At 47.8% G+C, this 25,775-nt stretch carries 23 protein-coding genes, 1 tRNA gene and 2 pseudogenes; 18 read left to right on the top strand and 8 right to left on the bottom strand.

What is annotated here, in order from left to right; translation table 11 throughout:
* The 4 genes and pseudogenes from ACTHSQ_RS09555 to ACTHSQ_RS09570 all read left to right on the top strand — a co-directional run.
* Positions 1–677: pseudogene (locus tag ACTHSQ_RS09555) on the top strand (hypothetical protein); the annotation flags it as partial.
* Positions 678–813: 136 nt separating this feature from the next.
* Positions 814–2,592 (top strand): transferrin-binding protein-like solute binding protein, encoded by a 1,779-nt coding sequence (locus tag ACTHSQ_RS09560; protein ID WP_440371579.1) that lies wholly within the window; start codon positions 814–816, stop codon positions 2,590–2,592.
* 86 nt (positions 2,593–2,678) lie between these two features.
* Positions 2,679–5,408 (top strand): lactoferrin/transferrin family TonB-dependent receptor, encoded by a 2,730-nt coding sequence (locus tag ACTHSQ_RS09565; protein WP_440371578.1) that lies wholly within the window; start codon positions 2,679–2,681, stop codon positions 5,406–5,408.
* Positions 5,409–5,499: 91 nt separating this feature from the next.
* Positions 5,500–6,119, top strand: a pseudogene (locus ACTHSQ_RS09570) (transposase).
* A gap of 333 nt (positions 6,120–6,452) precedes the next feature.
* On the opposite strand, the gene ACTHSQ_RS09575 reads toward ACTHSQ_RS09570, so the two are convergent.
* From ACTHSQ_RS09575 to tgt, 4 genes are all read right to left on the bottom strand, one after another.
* On the bottom strand, positions 6,453–6,944 hold the full coding sequence (locus tag ACTHSQ_RS09575; protein WP_440371577.1) for a disulfide bond formation protein B: 492 nt from the start codon (positions 6,942–6,944) through the stop codon (positions 6,453–6,455).
* Positions 6,945–7,149: 205 nt separating this feature from the next.
* Complete coding sequence (locus tag ACTHSQ_RS09580) at positions 7,150–7,548, bottom strand: c-type cytochrome (protein WP_049351158.1); 399 nt, start codon at positions 7,546–7,548, stop codon at positions 7,150–7,152.
* Between the two features lie 120 nt (positions 7,549–7,668).
* Entirely contained in the window at positions 7,669–8,679 is a 1,011-nt protein-coding gene (gene hemH / locus ACTHSQ_RS09585; protein ID WP_308111440.1) for a ferrochelatase, read from the bottom strand.
* Between the two features lie 85 nt (positions 8,680–8,764).
* Positions 8,765–9,880 carry a tRNA guanosine(34) transglycosylase Tgt gene (tgt, locus tag ACTHSQ_RS09590; RefSeq protein ID WP_440371576.1) on the bottom strand — a complete coding sequence of 372 codons (1,116 nt, stop codon included), beginning with the start codon at positions 9,878–9,880 and terminating at the stop codon, positions 8,765–8,767.
* 237 nt (positions 9,881–10,117) lie between these two features.
* Here tgt and ACTHSQ_RS09595 point away from each other — a divergent pair.
* The 14 genes from ACTHSQ_RS09595 (at position 10,118) to accD (ending at position 22,045) form a co-directional block, all read left to right on the top strand.
* Positions 10,118–10,194: transfer RNA gene (locus ACTHSQ_RS09595), tRNA-Val, on the top strand.
* A gap of 52 nt (positions 10,195–10,246) precedes the next feature.
* Positions 10,247–12,160, top strand: coding sequence for a threonine--tRNA ligase (thrS, locus tag ACTHSQ_RS09600; RefSeq protein ID WP_440371575.1), 1,914 nt, complete (start codon positions 10,247–10,249; stop codon positions 12,158–12,160).
* A gap of 17 nt (positions 12,161–12,177) precedes the next feature.
* Complete coding sequence (gene infC / locus ACTHSQ_RS09605) at positions 12,178–12,699, top strand: translation initiation factor IF-3 (RefSeq protein ID WP_079453677.1); 522 nt, start codon at positions 12,178–12,180, stop codon at positions 12,697–12,699.
* Positions 12,700–12,841: 142 nt separating this feature from the next.
* Positions 12,842–13,039, top strand: a complete 198-nt coding sequence (gene rpmI / locus ACTHSQ_RS09610; RefSeq protein WP_003675505.1) for a 50S ribosomal protein L35 — start codon at positions 12,842–12,844, stop codon at positions 13,037–13,039.
* 12 nt (positions 13,040–13,051) lie between these two features.
* Entirely contained in the window at positions 13,052–13,411 is a 360-nt protein-coding gene (gene rplT / locus ACTHSQ_RS09615) for a 50S ribosomal protein L20 (protein WP_003675502.1), read from the top strand.
* Between the two features lie 248 nt (positions 13,412–13,659).
* On the top strand, positions 13,660–14,649 hold the full coding sequence (gene pheS / locus ACTHSQ_RS09620) for a phenylalanine--tRNA ligase subunit alpha (RefSeq protein ID WP_440371574.1): 990 nt from the start codon (positions 13,660–13,662) through the stop codon (positions 14,647–14,649).
* A 16-nt stretch (positions 14,650–14,665) separates the two neighbouring features.
* Positions 14,666–15,103 (top strand): very short patch repair endonuclease, encoded by a 438-nt coding sequence (locus tag ACTHSQ_RS09625; RefSeq protein WP_070749649.1) that lies wholly within the window; start codon positions 14,666–14,668, stop codon positions 15,101–15,103.
* Complete coding sequence (locus tag ACTHSQ_RS09630) at positions 15,081–16,178, top strand: DNA cytosine methyltransferase (protein ID WP_070749648.1); 1,098 nt, start codon at positions 15,081–15,083, stop codon at positions 16,176–16,178. Before ACTHSQ_RS09625 ends, ACTHSQ_RS09630 begins: the two co-directional genes overlap by 23 nt.
* Positions 16,179–16,182: 4 nt before the next feature.
* Positions 16,183–16,779 (top strand): hypothetical protein, encoded by a 597-nt coding sequence (locus ACTHSQ_RS09635; protein WP_070749647.1) that lies wholly within the window; start codon positions 16,183–16,185, stop codon positions 16,777–16,779.
* 100 nt (positions 16,780–16,879) lie between these two features.
* Positions 16,880–19,243 (top strand): phenylalanine--tRNA ligase subunit beta, encoded by a 2,364-nt coding sequence (gene pheT / locus ACTHSQ_RS09640; RefSeq protein ID WP_440371573.1) that lies wholly within the window; start codon positions 16,880–16,882, stop codon positions 19,241–19,243.
* Between the two features lie 114 nt (positions 19,244–19,357).
* A complete protein-coding gene (locus ACTHSQ_RS09645) occupies positions 19,358–19,660 on the top strand; it encodes an integration host factor subunit alpha (RefSeq protein WP_003680933.1) in 303 nt (100 codons plus the stop codon).
* A complete protein-coding gene (locus tag ACTHSQ_RS09650) occupies positions 19,644–19,991 on the top strand; it encodes a hypothetical protein (RefSeq protein WP_063076401.1) in 348 nt (115 codons plus the stop codon). The genes ACTHSQ_RS09645 and ACTHSQ_RS09650 overlap by 17 nt, the downstream gene beginning before the upstream one ends.
* A gap of 326 nt (positions 19,992–20,317) precedes the next feature.
* Positions 20,318–21,103 carry a tryptophan synthase subunit alpha gene (gene trpA, locus ACTHSQ_RS09655; RefSeq protein WP_440371572.1) on the top strand — a complete coding sequence of 262 codons (786 nt, stop codon included), beginning with the start codon at positions 20,318–20,320 and terminating at the stop codon, positions 21,101–21,103.
* Between the two features lie 75 nt (positions 21,104–21,178).
* On the top strand, positions 21,179–22,045 hold the full coding sequence (accD, locus tag ACTHSQ_RS09660) for an acetyl-CoA carboxylase, carboxyltransferase subunit beta (protein WP_440371571.1): 867 nt from the start codon (positions 21,179–21,181) through the stop codon (positions 22,043–22,045).
* A gap of 63 nt (positions 22,046–22,108) precedes the next feature.
* On the opposite strand, the gene ACTHSQ_RS09665 is transcribed toward accD, so the two are convergent.
* From ACTHSQ_RS09665 to ACTHSQ_RS09680, 4 genes are all read right to left on the bottom strand, one after another.
* A complete protein-coding gene (locus ACTHSQ_RS09665; protein WP_137040542.1) occupies positions 22,109–22,555 on the bottom strand; it encodes a GatB/YqeY domain-containing protein in 447 nt (148 codons plus the stop codon).
* Between the two features lie 98 nt (positions 22,556–22,653).
* The gene (gene rpsU, locus ACTHSQ_RS09670) at positions 22,654–22,866 is read right to left on the bottom strand and encodes a 30S ribosomal protein S21 (protein ID WP_003680926.1); all 213 of its coding nucleotides are present in this window, start codon (positions 22,864–22,866) and stop codon (positions 22,654–22,656) included.
* A gap of 277 nt (positions 22,867–23,143) precedes the next feature.
* Complete coding sequence (locus tag ACTHSQ_RS09675; RefSeq protein ID WP_440371570.1) at positions 23,144–24,991, bottom strand: transglycosylase SLT domain-containing protein; 1,848 nt, start codon at positions 24,989–24,991, stop codon at positions 23,144–23,146.
* A 178-nt stretch (positions 24,992–25,169) separates the two neighbouring features.
* On the bottom strand, positions 25,170–25,637 hold the full coding sequence (locus ACTHSQ_RS09680; RefSeq protein WP_039864096.1) for an FxsA family protein: 468 nt from the start codon (positions 25,635–25,637) through the stop codon (positions 25,170–25,172).
* Positions 25,638–25,775 lie beyond the last annotated feature (138 nt).

Here is a 25,775-nt window from a genome sequence, read left to right on the forward strand (position 1 = left end):
TGTTTTGCCGTTTTGACGAACTGAGCATCCCCGATTACAGCACCTTATGCCGCTACCGCAACTGGCTGGCGCAAGACAACACCCTGTCCGAATTGCTGCAACTGATCAACCGCCAACTGACCGAAAAAGGCCTAAAAGTAGAGAAAGCATCCGCCGCCGTCATTGACGCCACCATTATCCAGACCGCCGGCAGCAAACAGCGTCAGGCCATAGAAGTCGATGAAGAAGGACAAGTCAACGGCCAAACCACACCGAGCAAAGATGAAGATGCCCGTTGGACAAAGAAAAACGGCCTCTACAAACTCGGTTACAAACAACATACCCGTACCGATGCGGAAGGTTGGTTGGGACATGAAGTTACCCGCCTGACCGTATGCGAATACCTCAAACCATTGTTTGCAGACGGCATCGATACGCTGGTGTTGGGCTGCACGCACTTTCCCTTGCTCAAGCCCTTAATCGGTAGGGAGGCGGGTAATGTCGCGTTGGTTGATTCTGCAATTACGATGGCTGAAGAAACAGCACGCGTCCTTGCGCAGGAGGGATTACTCAATACTGACAACAATAATCCCGACTATCGTTTTTATGTCAGCGATATTCCTTTGAAATTCAGAATAATAGGCGAACGTTTTCTGGGTAGGACGATGGAGCAGATTGAAATGGTGTCTTTGGGTTAGGCAAAGTTTGCTCAAACACCCGCATATCTGGAGTAAGGATGTGCGGGTGTTTTTTGTGAAGATACGTCAGAAAATGTTTGCAAATTACATTTTAAGTTAATAGAATATAAACTATTATCATTTTTAAAAAGTTGATATGAAAAATTCACTTATTGCCCAAGCAGCCGGTATCCTGCCTGTGCTGCTGCTTTCTGCCTGCGCGGGCGGCGGCAGTTTCGATTTGGACAGCGTGGAAACGAAACAGCACAACCCGCAGTCCGAAGCACCGAAATACCAAGACGAACAGACTGAAAAACCGGCAAAACCCGATGAAGCACAGGCGGCGGAAAACGACCGTCCGGCTTACGGTTTTGCAGCCAAAATACCGCGTCGGAATATCCATTTCAACGTGAAGCAGGGGCATCAGCCACTGTCGGATGCGGATTGGGTGAAATTGGCGGCGGGTGAACCGGATAAGTTTCCCCAAAAGGATGACATTTTTGCGATGGATAAGGGTACGCTGAACGAATCCATTACAACGGGCGACGGCAAAAGCCGCGTGGAAGGATACACGAAATTCAAGTATGTCCGCTCGGGCTATATCTACCGCAACGGTGCCAATAAAATCGATCCCAAAAACAATATCGCCCTTTTCGGTCCGGACGGCTACCTTTTCTACAAAGGCAGCAATCCTTCCCAAGCTCTGCCGATGGGCAAAGCGATTTACAAAGGTACTTGGGATTATGTAACCGATGCCAAGGAAAAACAGAAGTTTCCCCAGTTGGGTAGTCCGCCAGCGGGGGATAGGTACGGGGCTTTGTCTGCCGAGGAAGCGGATGTGTTGCGCAATGAAAGCGAGGCACCGAAAGGTCAGACCGATTTCGGGCTGACCAGCGAGTTTGAGGTGGATTTCGCCGCTAAGACCATGACCGGCGCGCTCTACCGCAATAACCGGATTACCCATAACGAAACCGAAAATAAAGCCAAACAAATTAAACGTTACGACATTCAGGCTAACCTGCACGGTAACCGCTTCAAAGGTAAGGCGTTGGCTGCAGATAAAGATACTGGGAACGGTCATCCCTTCGTTTCTGATTCTGATAGTCTGGAAGGTGGTTTCTACGGGCCTCAGGGCGATGAGTTGGGCGGCAAGTTTTTGGCAAACGATAAGAAAGTGCTTGCCGTATTCGGCGCGAAACAGAAAGACGGTGCAGAAAAACCATTGGCTGAAACCTTTATGGACGCTTACCGCATCGGTGCGGATTTTGTGAAAAAACAGATAGACAGCTTCGGCAACGTGGCTAAACTGCTGATTGACGGCGTAGAGCTTGCGCTTGTGCCGTCCGAAGGCACTCAGACGGCATTCCAGCATGTATTTGAGAAAGATGGTGTGAAGGTGTCGGTATGCTGCTCCAATTTGGATTACCTGCATTTCGGGGTGTTGGAACACGGCGGTTCGCACGATATGTTCCTGCAGGGCAGCCGTACGCCGGTTTCCGATATGCCTGTAACGGCGGGAGAGGCGGTATATCGCGGTACATGGTCGGGTACTATTGTTAATGGTACGAGCTGGAGTGCCGAACCTTCCAATAAGGAAGGCGGTAACCGGGCGGAGTTTAAAGTTAATTTTGCCGAGAAAACCCTCAACGGTATGCTGACGGCGAAAGACCGCATTGCCCCCGTATTCACCATCACTGCCACGATTCAGGGCAACGGTTTTTCAGGTGTGGCGAAAACCGGTGAAAACGGCTTTGCATTAGATCCGAAAAATACCATCGATCCGAAACGGACGAATATCCGTGCAGATGTGTCCGGCGGCTTCTACGGCAAAACCGCCATTGAGATGGGCGGATCGTTCTCCGGAAATACATTGGAGGGAGAAAGCGGCAAGGCGGCAGTGGTATTCGGTACGAAACGCCAACAGCTTGTCCGGTAAACTGGGCTGCCGGTTGACAGAGGAAAGTTCTTCAGACGGCATATCGGCTTTAAATGCCGTCTGAAGGCAGTAAGTAGAGAAATGATATGAAACAGCAACATTTGTTCCGATTAAATATTTTATGCCTGTCGCTGATGACTGCGCTGCCTGCTTATGCGGATGTTTTACCGTCCGGACAAGTGTGGGAAAAGCAGCTCGATACCGTGCAGGTCAATGCGAAAAAACAGAAAACCCGCCGTGATAACGAAGTAACCGGGCTGGGCAAGCTGGTCAAATCTTCCGAGACGCTAAGTAAAGAACAGGTTTTGAATATCCGAGACCTGACCCGTTACGATCCGGGTATTGCCGTGGTCGAACAGGGTCGGGGCGCAAGTTCCGGCTATTCAATACGCGGCATGGATAAAAACCGCGTTTCCTTAACGGTAGACGGCGTTTCGCAAATACAGTCCTACACCGCGCAGGCGGCATTGGGTGGGACGAGGACGGCGGGCAGCAGCGGCGCAATCAATGAAATTGAGTATGAAAACGTTAAGGCCGTTGAAATCAGCAAGGGTTCGAATTCATCAGAATACGGAAACGGCGCATTGGCAGGTTCGGTCGCATTTCAAACCAAAACCGCAGCCGACATTATCGGAGAGGGAAAACAGTGGGGCATTCAGAGTAAAACTGCCTATTCTGGAAAAGACCATGCCCTGACACAGTCCCTTGCGCTTGCAGGACGCAGCGGCGGCGCGGAAGCCCTCCTTATTTATACTAAACGACGGGGGCAGGAAATCCATGCGCATAAAGATGCTGGTAAAGGTGTGCAAAGTTTCAACCGGCTGATGCCGGTCGAGGATACCCATCCGTACGCAAATTTCATTGTCGAAGAGGAATGTTCCAATGGATATGCGGCCTGTAAAGACAATGCGAAAAAAGATGCTTTGGCCAAAGATGAGCGCAAAACCGTCAGCACGCAGGATTATACCGGCCCCAGCCGCTTCCTTGCGGACCCGCTTGAGTATGGCAGCCAATCATGGCTGTTCCGACCGGGGTGGCATTTGGACAACCGCCATTATGTCGGAGCCGTTCTTGAACGTACGCAGCAGACCTTTGATACACGGGATATGACTGTTCCTGCCTATTTTACCGAGGCCGATCTGAATGAAAGTGTCCGGAGAAACGGTACGCCGAGCGGCTTTGGCAAATATTCGGGCAATTATAAGGCCGAAAGGCTGTTTATTCAGGGAGAGGGCGGTACATTGCAGGGTATCGGTTACGGTACCGGCGTGTTTTATGATGAACGCCATACTAAAAACCGGTACGGGTTCGAATATGTTTACCATAATGCTGACAAGGATACCTGGGCCGATTACGCCCGACTTTCTTATGACCGGCAAGGTATAGATTTGGACAACCGTTTGCAGCAGACGCATTGCTCTCACGACGGTTCGGATAAAAATTGCCGTCCCGACGGCAATAAACCGTATTCCTTCTATAAATCCGACCGGATGATTTATGAAGAAAGCCGAAACCTGTTCCAAGCAGTATTTAAAAAGGCATTTGATACGGCCAAAATCCGTCACAATTTGAGTATCAATCTAGGGTACGATCGCTTTAAGTCGCAATTGTCCCACAGCGATTATTATCTGCAAAACGCAGTTCAGGCATATGGATCGAAAACTCCAGAAGGGGAGCAGTCGCCCAATGGAAGCCAAGGCAAACCGTATTGGGTGTCTATCGGCAAGACCACGGTCAATACATCGCCGATATGCCGTTTCGGCAATAACACCTATACAGACTGCACACCGAGGAATATCGGCGGCAACGGTTATTATGCAGCCGTTCAAGACAATGTCCGTTTGGGCAGGTGGGCAGATGTCGGAGCAGGCATACGTTACGATTACCGCAGTACGCATTCGGAAGATAAGAGTGTCTCTACCGGCACTCACCGCAACCTTTCTTGGAACGCAGGCGTAGTCCTCAAGCCTTTCACCTGGATGGATTTGACTTATCGCGCTTCTACGGGCTTCCGTCTGCCGTCGTTTGCCGAAATGTACGGCTGGAGAGCCGGGGAGTCTTTGAAAACGTTGGATCTGAAACCGGAAAAATCCTTTAATAGAGAGGCAGGTATTGTATTTAAAGGGGACTTCGGCAATTTGGAAGTCAGCTATTTCAACAATGCCTATCGCGACCTGATTGCATTCGGTTATGAAACCCGAACTCAAAACGGGCAAACTTCGGCTTCTGGCGACCCCGGATACCGAAATGCTCAAAATGCACGGATAGCCGGTATCAATATTTTGGGTAAAATCGATTGGCACGGTGTATGGGGCGGGTTGCCGGACGGGTTGTATTCCACGCTTGCCTATAACCGTATCAAGGTCAAAGATGCCGATATACGCGCCGACAGGACGTTTGTAACTTCATATCTCTTTGATGCTGTCCAACCTTCACGATATGTATTGGGTTTGGGTTACGACCATCCTGACGGAATATGGGGCATCAATACGATGTTTACTTATTCCAAGGCAAAATCTGTTGACGAACTGCTAGGCAGCCAGGCGCTGTTGAACGGTAATGCTAATGCTAAAAAAGCAGCATCACGGCGGACGCGGCCTTGGCATGTTACGGATGTTTCCGGATATTACAATATCAAGAAACACCTGACCCTGCGCGCAGGCGTGTATAACCTCTTCAACTACCGGTATACCACTTGGGAGTCTGTAAGGCAGACTGCCGAAGGAGCGGTCAATAGGCACAATAATGTCGGTAGGTATAACCGCTACGCCGCACCGGGACGAAATTACACCCTGACTTTGGAGATGAAGTTTTAACCTAAGCAACCGTGCATCAAGGCAATAGGAGACCTTTGCAAAATCCCCCAAATCCCCTAAAGTCCCGCCCAAGACATTTAGGGGATTTCTCATGAGCACCTTCTTCCAGCAAACCGCACAAGCCATGATTGCCAAACACATCGACCGCTTCCCACTATTGAAGTTGGATCAGGTAATTGATTGGCAACCGATCGAACAGTACCTGAACCGTCAAAGAACCCGTTACCTTAGAGACCACCGCGGCCGTCCCGCCTATCCACTGTTGTCCATGTTCAAAGCCGTCCTGCTCGGACAATGGCACAGCCTCTCCGATCCCGAACTCGAACACAGCCTCATCACCCGCGTCGATTTCAACCTGTTTTGCCGTTTTGACGAACTGAGCATCCCCGATTACAGCACCTTATGCCGCTACCGCAACTGGCTGGCTCAAGACAACACCCTGTCCGAATTATTGGAACTGATTAACCGCCAACTGACCGAAAAGCTCACCGCAAACATCCGCTGTCGGAAGCGCAAACCAAACGCAACCGATATTTGTCGAAGACCCGTTATGTGGTCGAACAAAGCTTCGGTACGTTACACCGTAAATTCCGCTATGCGCGGGCAGCCTACTTTGAGCTGAGCAAAGTGAGTGCGCAAAGCCATCTGAAGGCGATGTGTTTGAACCTTTTGAAAGCCGCCAACAGGCTAAGTGCGCCTGTTGCCACCTAAAAGGTGGCTGAGTGCCTGATTAATCAGGTATCCAAGGGGGATTAAGGGGGTATTTGAGTAGAATCAGTGGATATTTGAAATAAAAACAGCCGAAAACCTGTGTTTGGGTTTAGGCTGTTGGGAAAAAAGGAATTTTGCAAAGGTCTCGGTCCGGATGCCTGATTAATCAGGTATTTAAGGGGGATTAAGGGAGTATTTGAATAGAATTATTGGATATTTGAAACAAAAACAGCCGAAAATCTTTATTTAGGTTTCGGTTGTTAGAGGAAAGGCTTTTTTGCAAAGGTCTCAGGCCGTCTGAAATTTCAGACGGCCTTTTTATATCGAAACCAATCAGATTTTTCTGGTTTTCAACCAAGCCCAAAGCAGCAGCAATACGACAAAGCCGAAATACAAAATACTCCACACCGGCAGGGCAACGCCGAATAGATAGTCCGGCTCGGCGCAATTGCCAAAACCGCGGACGATGGGTTCAAACCAATCGAACAAGGGCCAGTCGCGCAGGCGGAAAGTCCAAGGTGCGCCGCAAGAAGGGGCGGTGCCGGGCAGCAGGCTTTGCAGCCAAATTTGATAGGCGGCGACACCTGCTCCGTAAACGGCCGGAGCGGCAATCAACAATGCCGAGAGCGAGCGGGCAAATGTGGAAGATTGAGAACTGAATGCCGTAACAATGGCCAACAGCCCGACAGCCAATACGCACAAGCGTTGCAGGATGCACAATACGCACGGGTTCATGCCCAAAACGTATTGGGAAATAAAGGAGCCGCAGGCGGCAAATATGGAGAGGACGACTAAAAATAAAACAGTCTTGCGGAAAAAGTTCATAACAGAAAACCTTTCAGACGGCCTGGATGCAAAACAGCCGATCAATAGTGTTTACTTTAACACAAAACGCATATGCTTTTTTTGATTTGACGGTTTTTTGCGTATGTTTGTTGATGTTGCGTAACCATAAATATGGAAACAAAAATGTGTTCCATATCGAAAAGGCCGTCTGAAATGTTCAGACGGCCTTTAGGGGAGAGACGTTTTATTTTTTCCCGTGAGATTTTTTGACATCTGCTTCAGTAATCGTACCGCCGCCATTATTGAAGGCGTTCATGATGTAAGTGGCAACGGCGGCAACATCGGCATCGTTGATGGCGGTAGCAGGCATAAAGCCGTTGTAGGATTTGCCGTTTACTTTAATCGGGCCGTTGATGCCTTTGGTCATGCTTTGCAACAGGGCTTGCGGTTTTTTGTTGATATAGTCGGACTGGAATAAAGGCGGGAACATGGCACCCCGGCCTTCGCCTTTTTTACCGTGGCAGGCGGCGCAGTTGGTTTCGTAAATTTTTTGTCCTTTGCTTATCAGTGAGGCATCAGCGGCAAAAGCAGTTGGGAGGCTGAGTGCGGTCAGAAGGAGCAGGATAGGGCGGAGTGCAGTCATGATGTATTCCTTTTTGAGCGGTGTTTTTGATGGCCACACGCTTGGTTTGCGTTTTAATAGCTTGATGATAACGCTAAAGGCCGTCTGAAAGTAGATTTTTCAGACGGCCTTTGGTTTAGGTCAAATCCAGCCTTGCAGATTGACTCGACTTAATTGTGCAAGTGCGGTAATCCAGTCGGCGGAATCGTTGAGACAGGGGATGTAACGGTATTCTTTGCCGCCTGCGGCGTGGAATTGTTCGCGTCCCATAATGGCGATTTCTTCCATGGTTTCGAGGCAGTCGGCCAGAAAACCGGGGCAGAATACGTCGAGTTTGGTCGTGCCTTGTTTCGGCAGCTGATCAAACAGGGCTTGCGTGCTGGGCTTGATCCATTGGGATTTGCCAAACTGGCTTTGGAAAGAAACGATGTATTCTTGTTCGGACAAGCCCAATGCCTGCGCCAACAGCTTGGCAGTATGGTGGCACTCGTCAGGATAAGGGTCGCCGTCGTCGTGATGCTTTTGCGGAATGCCGTGGAAACTCAACATCAGTTTTTCGCCGCGTCCGTTTTGAGCCCAATAGGCTTCAATATGCTGCTTCATGGCTTGAATATAGGCGGCATCGTCGTAATAACGGGAGACGGTGCGGACGCTCATTTGGTTGCGTTGCAGCAATAACTCTTGAAACACTTTGTCCAAAGCCGCGCCGGTAGAAGAGCCGGCATATTGCGGATAGAGAGGAATGACCAGCAATTTGCCCACGCCTTGGGCTTTGAGTTCCGCCAAAACATCAGCAACGCTTGGATTGCCGTAAGTCATGGCATGACGGACGATGACATCGGGCAAATGTTTGGCCAGGGCTTCTGCTTGGCGGTGTGTATAAACCTCAAGCGGCGAACCTTCTTTAAACCAAACTTTTTCATAGGCATGCGCGCTTTTTTTGGGGCGAAAAGTCAATACCAAGCCGCGCAATATCGGTTGCCATAAGAGCTTTGGCAGTTCGACAACACGTTGATCGGACAAAAATTCTTTCAAGTAAGGCTTTACTGCGGCAGCAGTGGGCGCGTCAGGCGTACCGAGGTTGAGCAGCAGGACGGCGGTACGGTTTTGTGCAGTGTAGGCTAAGGGCGGTTCGGTATGGAAACGGGACATAATTGTGCTTTATTAATTGAGAATATTGAGGCCGTCTGAAAAGCAGTTTGAATCCAAACCTGATTTCAGACGGCCTTTAAAAGGATTAATCCACACCGCGGGCACGGTTTTCATGGAATTGCGCCTGCCAATCGGTAAATTTGCCTTGTTCGATGGCTTCGCGCATTTCTGCCATGATGACTTGGTAGAAGTGCAGATTGTGGATGGTGTTGAGCTGTGCGCCCAAGATTTCGCCGACTCGGTGCAGATGGTGCAGGTAGGAGCGGCTGAAATTCTGACAGGCGTAGCAGGTGCAGCTTTCATCAATCGGACGCTTGTCGAGTTTGTGTTTGGCGTTTTTGATCTTCAAATCGCCAAAACGGGTAAACAGCCAGCCGTTACGCGCATTGCGGGTAGGCATGACGCAGTCGAACATATCCACGCCGTGTGCTACGCCGTACACCAAATCTTCAGGCGTGCCGACGCCCATCAAATAATGAGGTTTGTGTTCCGGCAGGATAGGGCCGACGGCGCGCAACATGCGGTACATTTCGGGCTTAGGTTCGCCAACGGATAAGCCGCCGATGGCCAAGCCAGGGAAGTCGAGTTCTTCCAAGCCTTTCAGCGATTCTTCGCGCAAATCTTCATACATCGCGCCTTGTACAATGCCAAACAGGGCATTCGGGTTTTTCAGGTCTTCAAAAGCCTTTTTGCTTCGTTCCGCCCAACGCAGGCTCATTTGCAGCGATTTTTGCGCTTGGCTGTGCGTTGCTTCGCCAGGGGTGCATTCGTCCAACTGCATCACGATGTCGGAATTCAATACGGTTTGGATTTTCATCGACACTTCGGGCGAGAGGAACAGTTTGTCGCCGTTGATCGGGCTTTGGAATGTACAGCCTTCTTCGGTCAGCTTGCGCATATCGGATAACGAAAATACTTGGAAACCGCCCGAGTCGGTCAAAATCGGCTTGTCCCAGCTGATAAATTCGTGCAGGCCGCCGAATTGTTCGATGACTTCCAAACCCGGGCGCAGCCACAGATGGTAAGTGTTGCCTAAGATGATTTGCGCTTTAATGTCATGCAGGTTTTGCGGGTTCATTGCTTTGACCGAACCGTAAGTGCCGACCGGCATAAATACCGGCGTTTCGATTTTGCCGTGGTTCAGTTCCAAAGTGCCGCGTCGGGCATGACCATCTTTTTTGTGTAAGGTAAATTTGAGCATAGTAACAATAGATTGGACGTTCGCGTGTGTGCGAAATGAAAGGGCAGATTATAAAGGATTTTTCGTTAGTTGACGGCTGGATTTTATCTTTGTCAAAACAATGTTTCAGACGGCCTGAATGATGAGGGAAATAAAAAATGAGGTATAAATCAAACAAAAATATTCAGGCCGTCTGAAAAGTATTTACAGATGCTTGCAAAAGGGAACACGCTTCGTTACAATAAGCGACCTAGATGAAGGCACATAGCTCAGTTGGTTAGAGCACCACCTTGACATGGTGGGGGTCGTTGGTTCGAGTCCAATTGTGCCTACCAAATTTCCATAACGGCTTTATGCCGTTATTTTTTAATGTTTTGGAGCTTTCTGATGTTGAACATTACCTTGCCGGACGGTTCGGTCCGCCAATATGAATCACCCGTTACCGTGGCGCAAATTGCAGCGTCTATCGGTGCAGGTTTGGCAAAGGCAACGGTAGCGGGCAAGGTTAACGGTAAATTGGTGGATGCTTGCGATCCGATTACCGAAGATGCCCACGTTCAAATCATTACGCCTAAAGACAAAGAAGGTGTGGAAATTATCCGCCACTCCTGCGCACACTTGGTTGGTCATGCAGTCAAGCAGCTCTATCCTGATGCCAAAATGGTTATCGGCCCGGTGATTGAAGACGGGTTCTATTACGATATCGCAACTGAAAAACCATTTACGCCTGATGATGTGGCCGCTATCGAAGCGCGCATGAAAGAGTTGATTGCACAAGACTATGACGTCATTAAAGTGATGACGCCTCGTGCAGAAACCGTCAAAATTTTCCAAGATCGCGGCGAAGAGTACAAATTGCGTCTGATTGAAGACATGCCTGAAGTGGAAGCGATGGGTATGTATCATCATCAAGAATACGTCGATATGTGCCGCGGTCCTCACGTTCCCAATACCCGTTTCTTGAAAAACTTCAAGCTGACCAAGCTGGCAGGCGCATACTGGCGCGGCGACAGCAACAATGAAATGTTGCAACGTGTTTACGGTACGGCTTGGGCAAGTAAGGACGAATTGAAAGCCTATATCCAACGCATCGAGGAAGCGGAAAAACGCGACCACCGTAAGCTGGGTAAACAATTGGATTTGTTCCACCTGCAAGATGAAGCACCGGGCATGGTGTTCTGGCATCCTAAAGGCTGGGCTTTGTGGCAAGTGATTGAGCAGCATATGCGCAAAGAGCTGAATGTTGCCGGTTATAAAGAGGTGAAAACGCCTCAGATTATGGATAAAACCTTCTGGGAAAAATCCGGCCACTGGGAAAACTATAAAGACAATATGTTCGTGACCAGTTCCGAAAAACGCGAATACGCGGTTAAACCGATGAACTGTCCGGGTCATGTGCAAATTTTCAATAACGGCTTGCGCTCATATCGCGATTTGCCGATGCGTTTGGCTGAGTTCGGTTCTTGCCACCGCAATGAGCCAAGCGGTGCGTTGCATGGTCTGATGCGTGTTCGCGGTTTTGTGCAGGATGATGCACACATCTTCTGTACTGAAGATCAAATCGTTGATGAGGCACGTGCATTCAATGAATTGCTGGTTCGCATTTACAAACAATTCGGTTTCCATGATGTTGCTGTGAAGTTGTCCCTCCGCCCTGAGCAACGTGCAGGTTCTGACGAAGTTTGGGATAAGGCCGAACAAGGTTTGCGTGATGCATTGACCGCTTGCGGCGTAGAGTGGGAAGAGTTACCTGGTGAAGGCGCATTCTATGGTCCTAAGATTGAGTACCATGTTAAAGATGCCTTGGGTCGCTCTTGGCAGTGTGGTACCCTGCAGTTGGACTTCGTATTGCCAGAGCGTTTGAATGCCGAGTATGTAACAGAAAACAACGACCGTACGCGTCCCGTAATGTTGCACCGTGCTATTTTGGGTTCGTTGGAGCGCTTCATCGGTATTCTGATTGAAAACCATGCAGGCTCATTCCCATTGTGGCTTGCGCCGGTTCAAATGGTGATTATGAATATCACCGAGAACCAAGCAGATTATTGTCGCGAAGTGGCTGCCAAGTTGCAGGCGGCGGGCTTCCGTGTCGAATTGGATTTGCGTAACGAAAAAATCGGTTACAAAATCCGTGACAACAGTCAATACCGTTTCCCTTATCAAATCGTTGTCGGCGATAAAGAGAAACAAGAAAACAAAGTTGCGGTACGCCGCAAAGCAGAAGACTTGGGTTCTTTGAATGTAGATGATTTTATTGCACAATTGCAGCAAGAAATCACTGACGCCCTCGTCAATCATTAATTTTTATAGGAGTATTCATCATCGCTCAAGAACGCGAAGCACGAATCAATGGTGAAATTACCGCCAAAGAAGTGCGATTAATCAGTGAGTCAGGCGATCAGCTTGGTGTCGTTTCAGTTCGTGAAGCTCTGGCTATGGCCGAAGAGCAAGATGTCGATTTGGTAGAAATTTCCCCGACTGCCAAACCGCCCGTATGCAAACTGATGGATTACGGTAAATACAAATACCAACAAGCCAAGAAGCGCGACGAAGCCAAGAAAAACCAAAAGCAGGTACAAATCAAGGAAATTAAATTCCGTCCGGGTACTGATGAAGGCGACTATCAAATCAAGATGCGCAACATCAACCGCTTCCTTGCCGATGGTGATAAAGTCAAAGTGACATTGCGTTTCCGCGGTCGTGAGATGGCCCACCAACAATTGGGTGCCCAACTGCTTGAGCGCGTAAAAGAAGAGTTGGCTGAAGTGGCACAAATCGAGTCCTTCCCTAAAATGGAAGGCCGCCAAATGGTGATGATGATTGCGCCTAAGAAAAAATAAAGCTATAATGCAAGGCTTATTTCGATTGCCGCTCGAAATAAGGTTTAATTAGCGGCAAAAACCGTGGTATTTTGGGTTCCAAGTGTTTGAAATTTATTTCAAAACCCCTTATACCTTATCTAATAACGAATGGAGTTTTCCAATGCCTAAAATGAAAACCAAGTCTAGCGCGAAAAAACGCTTTAAAGTACTGGGTAACGGTGGTGTAAAACGCGGTCATGCGTTCAAAAGTCACATCCTGACCAAAAAAACCACTAAAACTAAACGTCAATTGCGCGGCACCGCTATGGTTGATTCACGCGATTTGGCTTCTGTTGCTAAAATGTTGCCCTACGCTTAAGGAGTTTAGAATATGCCACGCGTAAAACGCGGTGTTACCGCTCGTGCTCGTCACCAAAAAGTCTTCGCGTTAGCCAAAGGCTACCGCGGTCGTCGTAAAAACGTTTACCGTGTTGCCAAACAAGCGGTAATGAAAGCCGGTCAATACGCATACCGTGACCGTCGCCAACGCAAACGTCAATTCCGTCAACTGTGGATCGTTCGTATCAACGCAGGTGCCCGTGAAAATGGTCTGTCTTACAGCAAATTCATGAACGGCCTGAAACGCGCTGCTATCGAAATCGACCGCAAAGTATTGGCTGATTTGGCTGTATTCGACAAAGCTGCATTTGCACAATTGGTTGAAAAAGCTAAAGCTGCTTTGGCTGCTTAATTCGATAAGATTATTTAAAAAGGAAGCTTATGCTTCCTTTTTCCTTTTTTTAAAGAAATCCTATGTAGTTGATTTTCTTTCTTTAAACTCTATTTTTTTATACTAATTTGCGATAAAATAGGCCTCTCTTATCAAACGGATTGGCCGCAATAAGACAAAAGGCCGTCTGAACGGGTTTGCAATCAAATCCAACAGACGGCTTTGTTGTTTCAGACGACCTGCCATCAACAAACAGACGATAAACCACCATGGAAAATGTAAACCGTATCGTTGCGGAAGGTATTGCCGCTATTGAAGCCGCGCAAGACTTCAATGCCTTAGAACAAATTAAAGCACGCTATCTTGGTAAAACCGGCGAATTGACCGGACTTTTGAAAACTTTGGGTCAAATGTCTCCTGAAGAACGTAAAACCATAGGCGCGCACATCAACGAATGCAAAAATCAGTTTCAGACGGCCTTTAATGCCAAACGCGATGCCCTGAATGAAGCCAAGCTGCAAGCCCAATTGGCTGCAGAAGCCTTGGATATTACTTTGCCGGGCCGTGCGCAAGAATATGGCGGTTTGCATCCAGTTACTTTGACTTTGCAACGTGTGGTCGAGCTGTTTCACGGTATGGGTTTTGAAGTGGCGGACGGCCCTGAAATCGAAGACGATTTCCATAATTTCCAAGCCTTGAATATTCCTGCAAATCACCCTGCGCGTGCAATGCAAGATACCTTCTACGTTGAAAACGGCGACGTTTTGCGCACACACACTTCGCCTATTCAAATCCGCTATATGCTCGACAAAAAAGAGCCGCCTATCCGCATTATTGCTCCCGGTCGCGTTTACCGCGTGGATAGTGACGCCACTCACTCGCCTATGTTCCATCAGGCCGAAGGTTTGTGGGTAGAAGAGGGCGTAACTTTTGCCGACTTGAAAGCAGTGTTCACTGACTTTATCCGTCGCTTCTTTGAACGCGATGACTTGCAAGTACGTTTCCGTCCGTCTTTCTTCCCGTTTACCGAGCCTTCTGCCGAAATCGACATCATGGGTGAAAACGGCAAATGGTTGGAAGTAGGCGGTTGCGGTATGGTACATTCTAACGTGTTGAAAAACGTCAATATCGATCCTGAAAAATATACCGGTTTCGCCTTTGGTATTGGTCTCGACCGCTTCGCTATGCTGCGTTACAACGTGAATGACTTGCGCCTGTTCTTCGATAATGATTTGAACTTTTTGAAGCAGTTTAAATAAATTTCAAATAATCCCAATGGATAAATTAACCCCAGAGCAGCGCAAAAAATGTATGCGTGCCAACAAAAGTAAAGGGACGAAACCTGAGCTTGCATTGGCAAAGGCGATGTGGGCTTTAGGGCTCAGGTATCGGAAAAATAGCGGAAGCATTTTTGGGAAACCTGATTTTTCGTTTAAAAAATATAAAGTTGCCGTATTTGTCGATGGAGAATTCTGGCACGGTAAGGATTGGGAACAGAAAAAAGCGGAAATAAAGGGAAATCGTGAGTTTTGGATTGCCAAAATTGAGCGCAATATCCAAAGGGATATAGAAGTAACAGGCCGTCTGAAAGCCGAGGGCTGGACGGTTTTACGTTTTTGGAGTAACGATGTCGTTAAAGATACAACCAGCTGTGCAGAAAAAGTCAAAGAAATCATCCGGGCAAGAAGAATTGATTTACAAAAACGAAATTAAGGGTAGTAATCAAGGCGAATATTTGGAAGAAAAAGCAGCGCAATACTGCCTTTTTGAAAACAGTGGTACTTTTCAGACGGCCTTGAAGCCCAAATTTACCTTTATCGATTTGTTTGCAGGTATTGGCGGCTTCCGCATAGCGATGCAGAACTTGGGCGGAAAATGTGTGTTCTCGAGTGAGTGGGACGAGAAAGCCAAACAGACGTATGAAGCCAATTTCGGGGAAGTACCGTTCGGTGATATTACTCTGGAAGAAACCAAACAATACATTCCGAAGCAATTTGATGTGCTGTGTGCGGGTTTCCCCTGTCAAGCTTTTTCGATTGCCGGTCGGCGCGGGGGGTTTGAAGATACGCGCGGCACATTGTTTTTCGATGTGGCGGAAATTATCCGCAGGCATCGTCCCAAGGCATTCTTTTTGGAAAACGTAAAAGGACTGACCAATCACGACCGAGGCAGGACGTTGCAGACGATATTGAATACTCTGAGGGAAGATTTGGGGTATTTTGTACCCGAGCCGAAAATTGTCAACGCAAAGGATTTCGGCGTGCCGCAAAACCGCGAAAGGATTTTTATTGTCGGCTTTCGGGGAGATACCAATATTAAAGATTTCGAATATCCCGAACCGACAGGAATTCAGGTAGCCTTTAAGGATATACGGGAAAAAGATACCGTGCCAACAAAATATTATTTGTCCACCCAATACATCGATACTTTAAGAAAACACAAACAAAGGCATGAGGAAAAGGGTAATGGGTTCGGATATGAAATTATTCCCGATGACGGGATTGCCAATGCGATTGTCGTCGGCGGTATGGGAAGGGAGCGGAATTTGGTAATCGACAAGCGTATTACCGATTTTACTCCGACCACCAATATCAAAGGCGAGGTAAACCGTGAAGGAATCAGAAAAATGACTCCGCGCGAATGGGCAAGGCTGCAAGGGTTTCCTGAAGAATTTAAAATCCCGGTTGCAGATGCTTCCGCATACAAACAATTTGGTAATTCGGTTGCTGTGCCAGCGATTCAGGCTACAGCTGAGCGGATTTTAATAAAACTTGGGCTTAAGGATTAATACTATGAGCAGTGGCAAAATACAAAGGATTGTTAAGGAGTTAATTCATAATTATCCTATTCAGCCAAATTGGTTGGCAAGTGAGTTTATTAGAAATTATTGGGAAAAATATAAAGAAGAATATGAAAATAATCAATCTATAAATGGAGGGGTGTTCGAGCAGTTAATTATTTTGTCATTGTTAAGAGAAAATATTAGTCCCATCTATACTCAAGCCAAATTAGCCTTTGTTCCTAATGTTAATTTAGACATTGTTTTGTATAACAGAAAGACACCAATAACAATTAGTGCCAAAACAACTTTAAGAGAACGTTGGAAACAAGCAGATTTAGAGGCTATGGCAACCAAGTATGTTCATAGACAGGCAAAATGTTATGTTTTAACTTTGTCTGAGTCTGAAGTCGTTGCTCGAAGAAGGGACTCTAACAGTTATATGGGAATTGATTCGTTTGTGCTAGCTCATACAGGGGAATATGATACTTTAATAGAAGAGTTGAAACTTATTCATATTTCGGAAAGTGAGAGTATTAGAGTTATTGAAACAGACCAACGAATTTATAATCAAGATACAATTCAAGAAATATACGAAATTTCTTTTTAATTAAATGAATTAGTAGATATTTACTTTTTAAAAATTTGCAGTATATGCTGTTTGAAATATTAAATATTTTCATACGGTTTCATAAAAAGAGAGTTAAACCATGCAATTCTCCTACTCATGGCTGAAAACCCAAGCCAATCCTGATCTTTCTGCCGATAAACTGGAACATCTTTTGACCATGGCCGGTTTGGAAGTGGAAGAAATCGATACTGCCGCCCCTGCTTTCAGTGGTGTGGTTGTTGCCGAAGTAAAATCCGTTGAAAAACACCCTGATGCAGACCGTTTGAACGTTACCCAAGTTGATGCCGGTACGGGCGAGTTGGTTCAGATTGTTTGTGGTGCGCCGAATGTCAAGCCGGGTATTAAAGTGCCGTGTTCGTTGCCGGGTGCCGTTTTGCCGGGTAACTTTAAAATTAAGCCGACTAAAATGCGTGGTGTGCCATCAAACGGTATGCTGTGTTCGACCAATGAACTGGGTTTGCCTGATGATGGTGTAGACGGTCTGCACATTCTGCCTGAAGATGCGCCTATCGGTACCAATATCCGTGAATACTTGGATTTGGACGATACGCTGTTTACATTGAAAATTACGCCTAACCGTGCTGATTGCTTGAGTGTTAAGGGCATTGCGCGTGAGGTTTCTGCGTTGACTCAATGTGCGTTTACGCCTGTTGAAATTCAGACGGCCTCTATCGGCAGTGAGAAAAAACAGGCTGTCCGTATTGATGCACCGGCTGACTGTGGCCGTTTTATCAGTCGCGTGATTGAAAATGTCAATGCGAAAGCGGCTACCCCTGATTGGATGAAACAACGTTTGGAGCGCAGCGGTATCCGCAGCATTTCCGCATTGGTGGACATCGGCAACTATGTGATGCTGGAAATCGGTCAGCCTATGCACGTTTTCGATGCTGACAAGCTGTCAGGCAGTTTGATTGTCCGCCGTGCTCAAAATGGCGAGACTTTGGCGTGTCTGAACGAGAAGACGGTTACTTTGGCTGACAATACACTGGTGGTCGCTGATGAAAAAGGTGCGTTGAGCTTGGCCGGCTTGATGGGCGGCGAGGCAAGCGCGGTTTCTGATAAGACGCAAAATATTGTGTTGGAAGCAGCTTGGTTTGCTCCGGAGATTATTGCCGGTAAATCCCGTCAATATGGTTTTGGCTCGGATTCTTCTTTCCGTTTTGAGCGTGGCGTGGATTACTGCTTGCAAGCTGATGCTATTGAGCGTGCTACCGAATTGGTGGTGCAGATTTGCGGTGGTGCAGCCGGTGAAATGGTTGAAGCACAAGGAAAATTGCCTGAGGCAAAACAGGTTGAATTGCGTTTAGGTCGTCTGAAAACGGTATTGGGCGTTGAAATTCTTGCCGAGCAAGTCGAAATTATCTTGCAACACTTGGGTTTGCAGCCTGAGAAAACCGCAGAAGGCTTCCGTGTTACTTCTCCTAGCTTCCGTTTCGATATCGAGATTGAAGCCGATTTGATTGAAGAAATCGGCCGTGTTTACGGTTATGAAAATATTCCTGACGACTATACTTCAGGCCGTCTGAAAATGTTGGCTTTGCCTGAAACCAAACGCCCGCGTTTTGCGGTTTATAACGAAATGGCGGCACGCGGTTACCGCGAAGTGGTCAGCTATGCGTTTGTGGATGAGCAATGGGAGCAAGACTTTGCTGCCAATACCAATCCTATCCGCCTGCAAAATCCGTTGGCGGCGCAGTATGCCGTCATGCGTTCTACGCTTATCGGCGGTTTGGTGGAAGTTTTGCAAAACAATTTGAACCGTAAGCAAAACCGTGTACGCGTATTTGAGATTGCCCGTGTGTTCAGCAAAGATTCGGCTGATCAATTTGTTCAAAACGAACGTATCGGCGGTTTGTGGTATGGCTCTGTGCTGCCTGAGCAATGGGGCGAGAAAACACGTAACGTGGATTTCTACGATATGAAAGCCGATGTTGAGAGTCTTTTGAAAAACAAAGAGGTATCTTTTGTTAAAACCGAACATCCGGCATTGCATCCTGGACGTGCCGCCAATATTATTTCAGACGGCCGAGTAGTTGGTTTTGTGGGCGAGTTGCATCCGAAATGGCTGCAAAAATATGATTTTCCGCAAGCGCCGCTGGTGTTTGAAATCGATATGGATGCGGTATTGGGTCGTGAGAAAACCCGTTATCAGTCCGTATCCAAATTCCAACCTGCACGCCGAGATTTGGCATTTGTAATGCCTGAGGCTGTAACGCATGATGATTTGTTAAATGCCCTGAAAGCGGCGGCGAACAAGCTGGTTCAAGAAATCAGCGTGTTTGACGTTTACCGCGGTACGGGCGTGCCTGAAGGCATGAAGAGCGTTGCCGTCAAAATCATTTTGCAAGATATGGAAAACACGCTGACAGATGAAGTCATCGAGCCTTTGGTTGCGAAAATGATTAAAGCGGCAGCCGAAAAAGACGCACAGCTTCGCGCTTAACATAAGACAAAAGTTGTCGCCAAAAATCGCCAATAATATTTAATTTTTTGGTGAGGACTTGATTTTTAAAAGAATTTTGGTAATAATTGCACCAGTTTGAATGAAGGTAAACACATGACACTAACTAAAGCAGAATTGGCTGATATTTTGGTCGACAAAGTCAGCAACGTCACCAAGAATGATGCCAAAGAAATCGTCGAGCTCTTTTTTGAAGAAATCCGCAGCACTTTGGCGCGTGGTGAAGAAATTAAAATTTCCGGTTTCGGCAATTTCCAATTGCGCGACAAACCTCAACGCCCTGGCCGTAACCCTAAAACAGGTGAAGAAGTGCCGATTACCGCACGCCGTGTGGTAACTTTCCATGCCAGTCAAAAACTCAAAGGCATGGTGGAGCATTACTATGACAAACAACAATAATCCGGTTATTCCTGCCAAGCGTTATTTTACGTTGGATGAGATGTGCCAATTGGTGCAAATCAGCCCGGCTCAGTTTGCCCAATGGCAACATGAAAATAATGTTGTGATTGGATACGGTGGCGATCGATATACGCGCTCAGATGTAGTTAAGTTGTTGAAACTGAAAGATACGTTTGAACCATATATCGATACGTTCAGCCGTGGTGCTTTGGATGCAAACGGCAATCCTGCCGCCAATGCAGAAGAAGTGCGTCATGGTCTGATGCAGATTTTGTCTGATTTGGAGCGTCATCTGGGTTCTGAACAACAAAATCACCATGTCGAGCTGTAATCGATAGGGAAATTCTAATCAAAAGTGCGAAGGCATACAAAGATTTGCATAATTGATTCTAATAAAGGCTGTTTGAATGATTTTCAGACGGCCTTTATTGTTTTATATTGCTTTCAAAATATCAGAATCTTGATTGCAAATGATTCTATGAAATAGCCGTAAATGTTATACTTAGCCTCTTGTTTGCCGATTGGGAAGAAACAGTCATTAGATAATGCGGATAGATGCCGCCTTTTCATGGCAGACTGAGGTTTTTAAAACAAATGTAACGGCAGAATAAACAGGCCGCCGGACAACATTCAAATCGATGAAATGGATAGCAGAAAATGAGCAGAATCCAACAAACTTTCTCAGCGCTCAATGGCGCAAAAGCACTGATTCCTTATATTACGGTGGGTGATCCCAGCCTTGAGACAACCTTGGCATTGATGCATAGCCTGGTGGCTAATGGTGCTGATATTTTGGAACTGGGTGTGCCGTTTTCTGACCCGATGGCGGATGGCCCGACTATTCAACGTGCGGCTGAAAGGGCGTTGGCAAATCATGTTTCCTTGCATGACGTATTGGAAACAGTGCGCTTGTTCCGCCAAACCAATGATAAAACGCCGGTTGTCTTGATGGGCTATTTGAACCCTGTACATAAAATGGGGTATCAGGCGTTTGCGCAAGCGGCTGCCGAAGCAGGCGTTGATGGCGTGTTGACCGTGGATTCTCCGGTAGAAACCATTGCGCCTTTACATGAGTCGTTGAAAGCACAAGGTATTGATTGTATTTTCCTTATTGCGCCAACGACAACTGAGGAGCGTATTCAAATTATTGCCAAAGTGGCCGGCGGTTTTGTGTATTATGTATCGCTCAAAGGTGTAACCGGTGCAGCAAGTTTGGACACTGAAGAAGTTTCGCGTAAAATAGAGCTTTTGCGCAAATACATCGATATTCCGATTGGTGTCGGCTTCGGCATCAATAATGCGGAGAGTGCGCGTAAGATTGGTGCGGTGGCGGATGCTGTTATTGTCGGCAGCCGTATCGTCAAAGAGATTGAAAGCCACGCAGGTAGCGAGGCTGAAGCAGTAGGCGCGTTGGTTAAAGAGTTGAAAGACGCGATTCGCTAAATTTTTCCATTCTATTGTTTCAGACGGCCTTACGTTCAACTGGCCGTCTGAATTCTGAATCCTAAGGAGTCATTCATGAGCTGGCTAGATAAAATTCTTCCTCCGAAAATTAAAAACCGAAGCAGTTCGTCCAGCGTCCCTGAAGGTCTGTGGCACAAATGTCCGTCTTGTTCGGCAACGGTTTACTCAACCGAGTTGAAACAAAACAGCGAAGTCTGTCCGAAATGTAACCATCACAATCCGCTTTCTGCGCGCGAACGTTTGGATCTGCTTTTGGATGAAGAAGGCCGTGAAGAGATTGCAGCCAATATTAAACCGACAGACCCGCTGAAATTTAAAGACAGCAAGAAATATACGGATCGCCTCGCTGCTGCGCGTAAAGCAACCGGCGAAGACGATGCTTTGGTCGTTATGAGAGGTACCATGAACGGCCTGCCTGTCGTGGTGGCTGCTTTTGAATTCCGTTTTATCGGCGGCTCCATGGGTTCGGTAGTGGGTGAGCGTTTCGTGCAGGGTGTGCGCCGTGCTGTTGCAGATAATTGTTCGTTTATTTGCGTGGCGGCTTCCGGTGGTGCGCGTATGCAGGAGGGTTTGAATTCTTTGATGCAGATGACGAAAACCAGCGCGGCTTTGCATTTGCTGACTGAAAAACGTCTGCCGTTTATTTCCGTATTGACCGACCCGACCATGGGCGGCGTATCTGCCAGCTTTGCCTTCTTGGGCGATGTGGTTTTGGCAGAACCAAATGCTCTGATTGGTTTTGCAGGTCCGCGCGTTATCGAGCAGACTGTACGCGAAACCCTGCCGGAAGGTTTCCAACGTGCAGAATTCTTGTTGGAGAAGGGTGCAATCGACCAAATCGTCGATCGCCGTTCCATGAAAAAACGTATCAGCGATTTAATTACTTTGTTGCGTCATGAAAGTAAAGTAACTGCTGCTTGATTAGCACAATAAGAAAGGCCGTCTGAAAGTAATATTTCAGACGGCCTTTTTGATTATTGATGATTAAGCAGTCAATGCGGCTTTCAAAATCTTGTTGACTTCGCCCATGTCGGCTTTGCCGGCCAGACGGGTTTTCAGTACGCCCATAACTTTGCCCATATCGGCCATGCCTGATGCACCGGTTTCTGTAATGACTGCTTCAACGACAGTCTTGATTTCTTCTGCGGACATCATTTGCGGCAGGTAGCGGTTGAGGATTTCGATTTCCGCGTTTTCTTTATCAGCCAAATCTTGACGGCCGGCTTCGGTATAGATTTTGGCGCTGTCTTTGCGCTGTTTCACCATTTTGGTCAGGATAGAGATGACTTTTGCGTCATCGGCTTCAGTGCGCTCATCTACTTCAAATTGTTTGATGGCGGCATTAATCAGGCGGATGGTGCTTAAAGACACTTGGTCTTTGGCACGCATGGCGGTTTTCATGTCTTCGGTTAATTGTGTTTTTAGGCTCATAATGTTCTCACTTTATATAAAAAGATGCCGTCTGAAAAACAAAACACACCGCAAAGCTGCCCTTGCGGTGTGTCGTTTATCACAGGGCAGGCCTGTAATTAGTACATTTTAGGAGGCAGTTGTTGGCTGCGCAGACGTTTTTGCAGACGTTTGGCTGCAGCAGCTTTTTTGCGTTTGCGTTCGGTAGTTGGTTTTTCGTACGCTTCACGGGCGCGCAGTTCGGTCAACAGACCGGTTTTTTCTACGGCACGTTTGAAACGGCGCATGGCAACTTCAAATGGTTCATTCTCTTTAACACGAATAGCAGGCATTTTATTTCCTTTAAATTTTGTTCAATCAAACCGTTTTAAGAAATAGAGGACGGTTTGTCATAATGGGATAGTTGTTGTATCGCGGGTTTGCCTAGGGCAGGGCGGGATACGCGCCGTGATGTAAACATCACCTCCTAACAAGTCGGCTTTTGCCGTGCAAGTGACCTTTTCGGTCAGAAACAATTGGGAGATTATCTTATAAACCCGATAGTCTGTCAAGATTGCAGGCCGTCTGAACGTTTGATTCTGTCTCACTTTTCAGACGGCCTATTTGGTTTTAATAACGACCGGGAACCGTACCCATACGTTGTTTCAACGAAGTTTGCGGTTCGTTGAACAATGACGCGTAATAAGTCGCGTTGGTCATGACTTTTTTCACGTAGTCGCGGGTTTCGGTGAATGGGATGGTCTCGGCGTAGATGGCTCCTTCCAAAGGCGAAGAAGCCTGCCAGTTGCGGGCGCGGCCGGGGCCGGCATTGTAGCCTGCGGTGGCCATTACTTCGTTATTTTGCAGGCGGCGTTTGGCATCTGCCATATACCAAGTACCCATGCGGATATTGCCGTCCATGGTGTAGAGTTCGCTGCTGCTCATGCCGATTTTACCGGCGATTTCGCGGGCGGTTGCAGGCATGACCTGCATCAGGCCTTGTGCGCCGACGCTGGATTGAGCGCCCATGACAAAGCGGCTCTCTTGGCGAATCAAACCGTAAACCCATGCAGGGTCAACGCCTGCCTGTGCGGCATAGCGGACGGTAATATCCTTAAATGGCGAGAGATAGCGCAGTTTGTAGTTGAGTTTATGGTCAGTACGGTCGGCGCTGTTGATTGCCATGTCGTAGAACTGGTTGTCAAAAGCGACTTGTGCGGCAGTCAGCAGGTTGTCTTCGTTGAAATCGCGAGTGGCAAAACGCCATTCTGCCTGTGCCTGACGGCGCATTTTGGAATCGCCGTTGCTTTGGCTGTTTTTAAATAGAACCAATGCGCGTTTGATGGCACCGTCTTCGCTCATGCGGCGGACGTCTCTGGCATCGGCATCAGAAACGTTGTTGCGCGTATTGATGCGGCGGCCCAATTCTTCACCTGCCATTACGGCGTAGAAATTGCGGCCGGAAGCGACGGCTTTTTCGTACATTTCTTTGGCTTGGCTGCTTTTACCTTGTGCAGCGAAGCTGCGGCCCAGCCAATATTGCCATGTCGGGTCTTTTTGCAGTTTTTCAGGCATATACTGAATCACGCTTGCCAATTCGTCCCAACGTTGCAGGCGCAAAGCGGCGCGTGCGTACCATTCCAATTGTTCGTCGGTCAGTTGTTTGCGGTCGGAAACGCGGCCGTAGTAGCTCAAAGCAGTCGGCATGTTTTGGCTTTGTGCATGGTAGTGGCCCAGTACGCCCCATGCGAAGCTGCGTTGTTCGCGGCTGAGGCCGGATTCCATGTCGGATAGGGTGGCGGCGGCAGAAGCGGATTTGCGTGCATCTTTGCCGATCACGCTCAACAGGCTGTATTCGGTCGCACCTTGCGTGCCACCTTCAAAGGGGCTGCCCAATGCGGCGGCGAGGTTGCGTGCATCTGTGGTTTGGCTGTTGCTTAACAAGCCGCGCACGCGACGCCATGCGTCGTTGGTGTTCAGACGGCCTGAAGCTACCGCGCTTTCAACCAAGCGGGTACAGCCGGCAGGCAGTTTGCCGGTCACGCGAACCAGCTCGGCGGCTTTGCTGTAATTGCCGCTGCTCAAATCGGCATAACATTGCACTTCTTGTGCGACGCCGGCGGCGTTCAATTTACTGAATTCTTGACGGAACAAATCCCATTGGCCGCGCGCGCCCAAGGTTTTCAGCCATTCGTTGCGGACGTTTTCAGCCATTGCGCTGTCGCTGGCTTGGGATAAAAATTGTTGTACCCAAGCATCGTCGCCGCGTTTGGCGGCATCGATGGCGCTTTGGTATTGGCTGTAATCGGACAGGACTTTGGACTCGCTGTCGGCGCGGCGTGAAGGAATAGAAGTGGATTTAGGCTGAACGACGGTTTCGCTTTTCGAAGCAGTCGGTGTGTTTTGGGTGGCACACGCCGATAAAACAGCGGCGGTAATCAAGCTGAGGGAGAGAGGGAAAAGACGTTGAACGTTCATTGGATACCGTGTCGTTTTTAGAATCAAAATAGTTGCTTATTTTAAATGAATTATGCGGAATAACCGAATTACAAACTGATATTTACATTTTCAAAGTCCGGAAATGACTAAGGCCGTCTGAAATATTAAACACTTTTGAGGTATTCCTAATTCAGACGGCCTTTTATGAAGGAAGTCGTCAATCGGGTTTGTGTTCGATATAGTCTTGCGGTTTGTCGGCTTTGCCGGTGCGCGTAACCGTATATTCGCCTTCGATAATATCTTCATCATCTTTGGCGGAGCTGTAAGTCTGGCGGCTTTGGAAAGACTGCGTAGAAGAAACGGCCGCGTTACCTTTAAATGGAATCAGCAAGAGCAGGGCAACGGCGGTTGAAATAAAGCCGGGGCTGAGCAGGAAAACCGCGGCGGCAGTATAGCGAATCGGCCACAGCATCTGATAGAGGGAAATGTTTTGTCCGCTGCGGACGGCTGCGCCTGCGAGCAATAAGCCGGAGATGCCGGTATGGCGCAGCATAAAGATACCGCTGATAAAGCTGAGAGCCATCACAAACAGCGTCCAACCGCCGCCAAGCCAGTCGGCAACCCAGACGATGGACATGATTTCCAAAAAGATTAAAACCAAAAAACCGATTCCAAAATACTGCATAAGTGTTTGTTCCTTCATTCAACGGATAGTGTCGATTGTCTTCTATCTAGATAAAGATAAACCTTATTTTTTCAAGCAAATGCTGTGTGAAAAAGGGTAAACGGGCGATGAGGCCGTCTGAACGGAGATAAAAAGAAG

Origin of the sequence: Neisseria sp. P0009.S008, from assembly GCF_051958615.1 — a bacterium.
Taxonomy (GTDB): domain Bacteria; phylum Pseudomonadota; class Gammaproteobacteria; order Burkholderiales; family Neisseriaceae; genus Neisseria; species Neisseria subflava.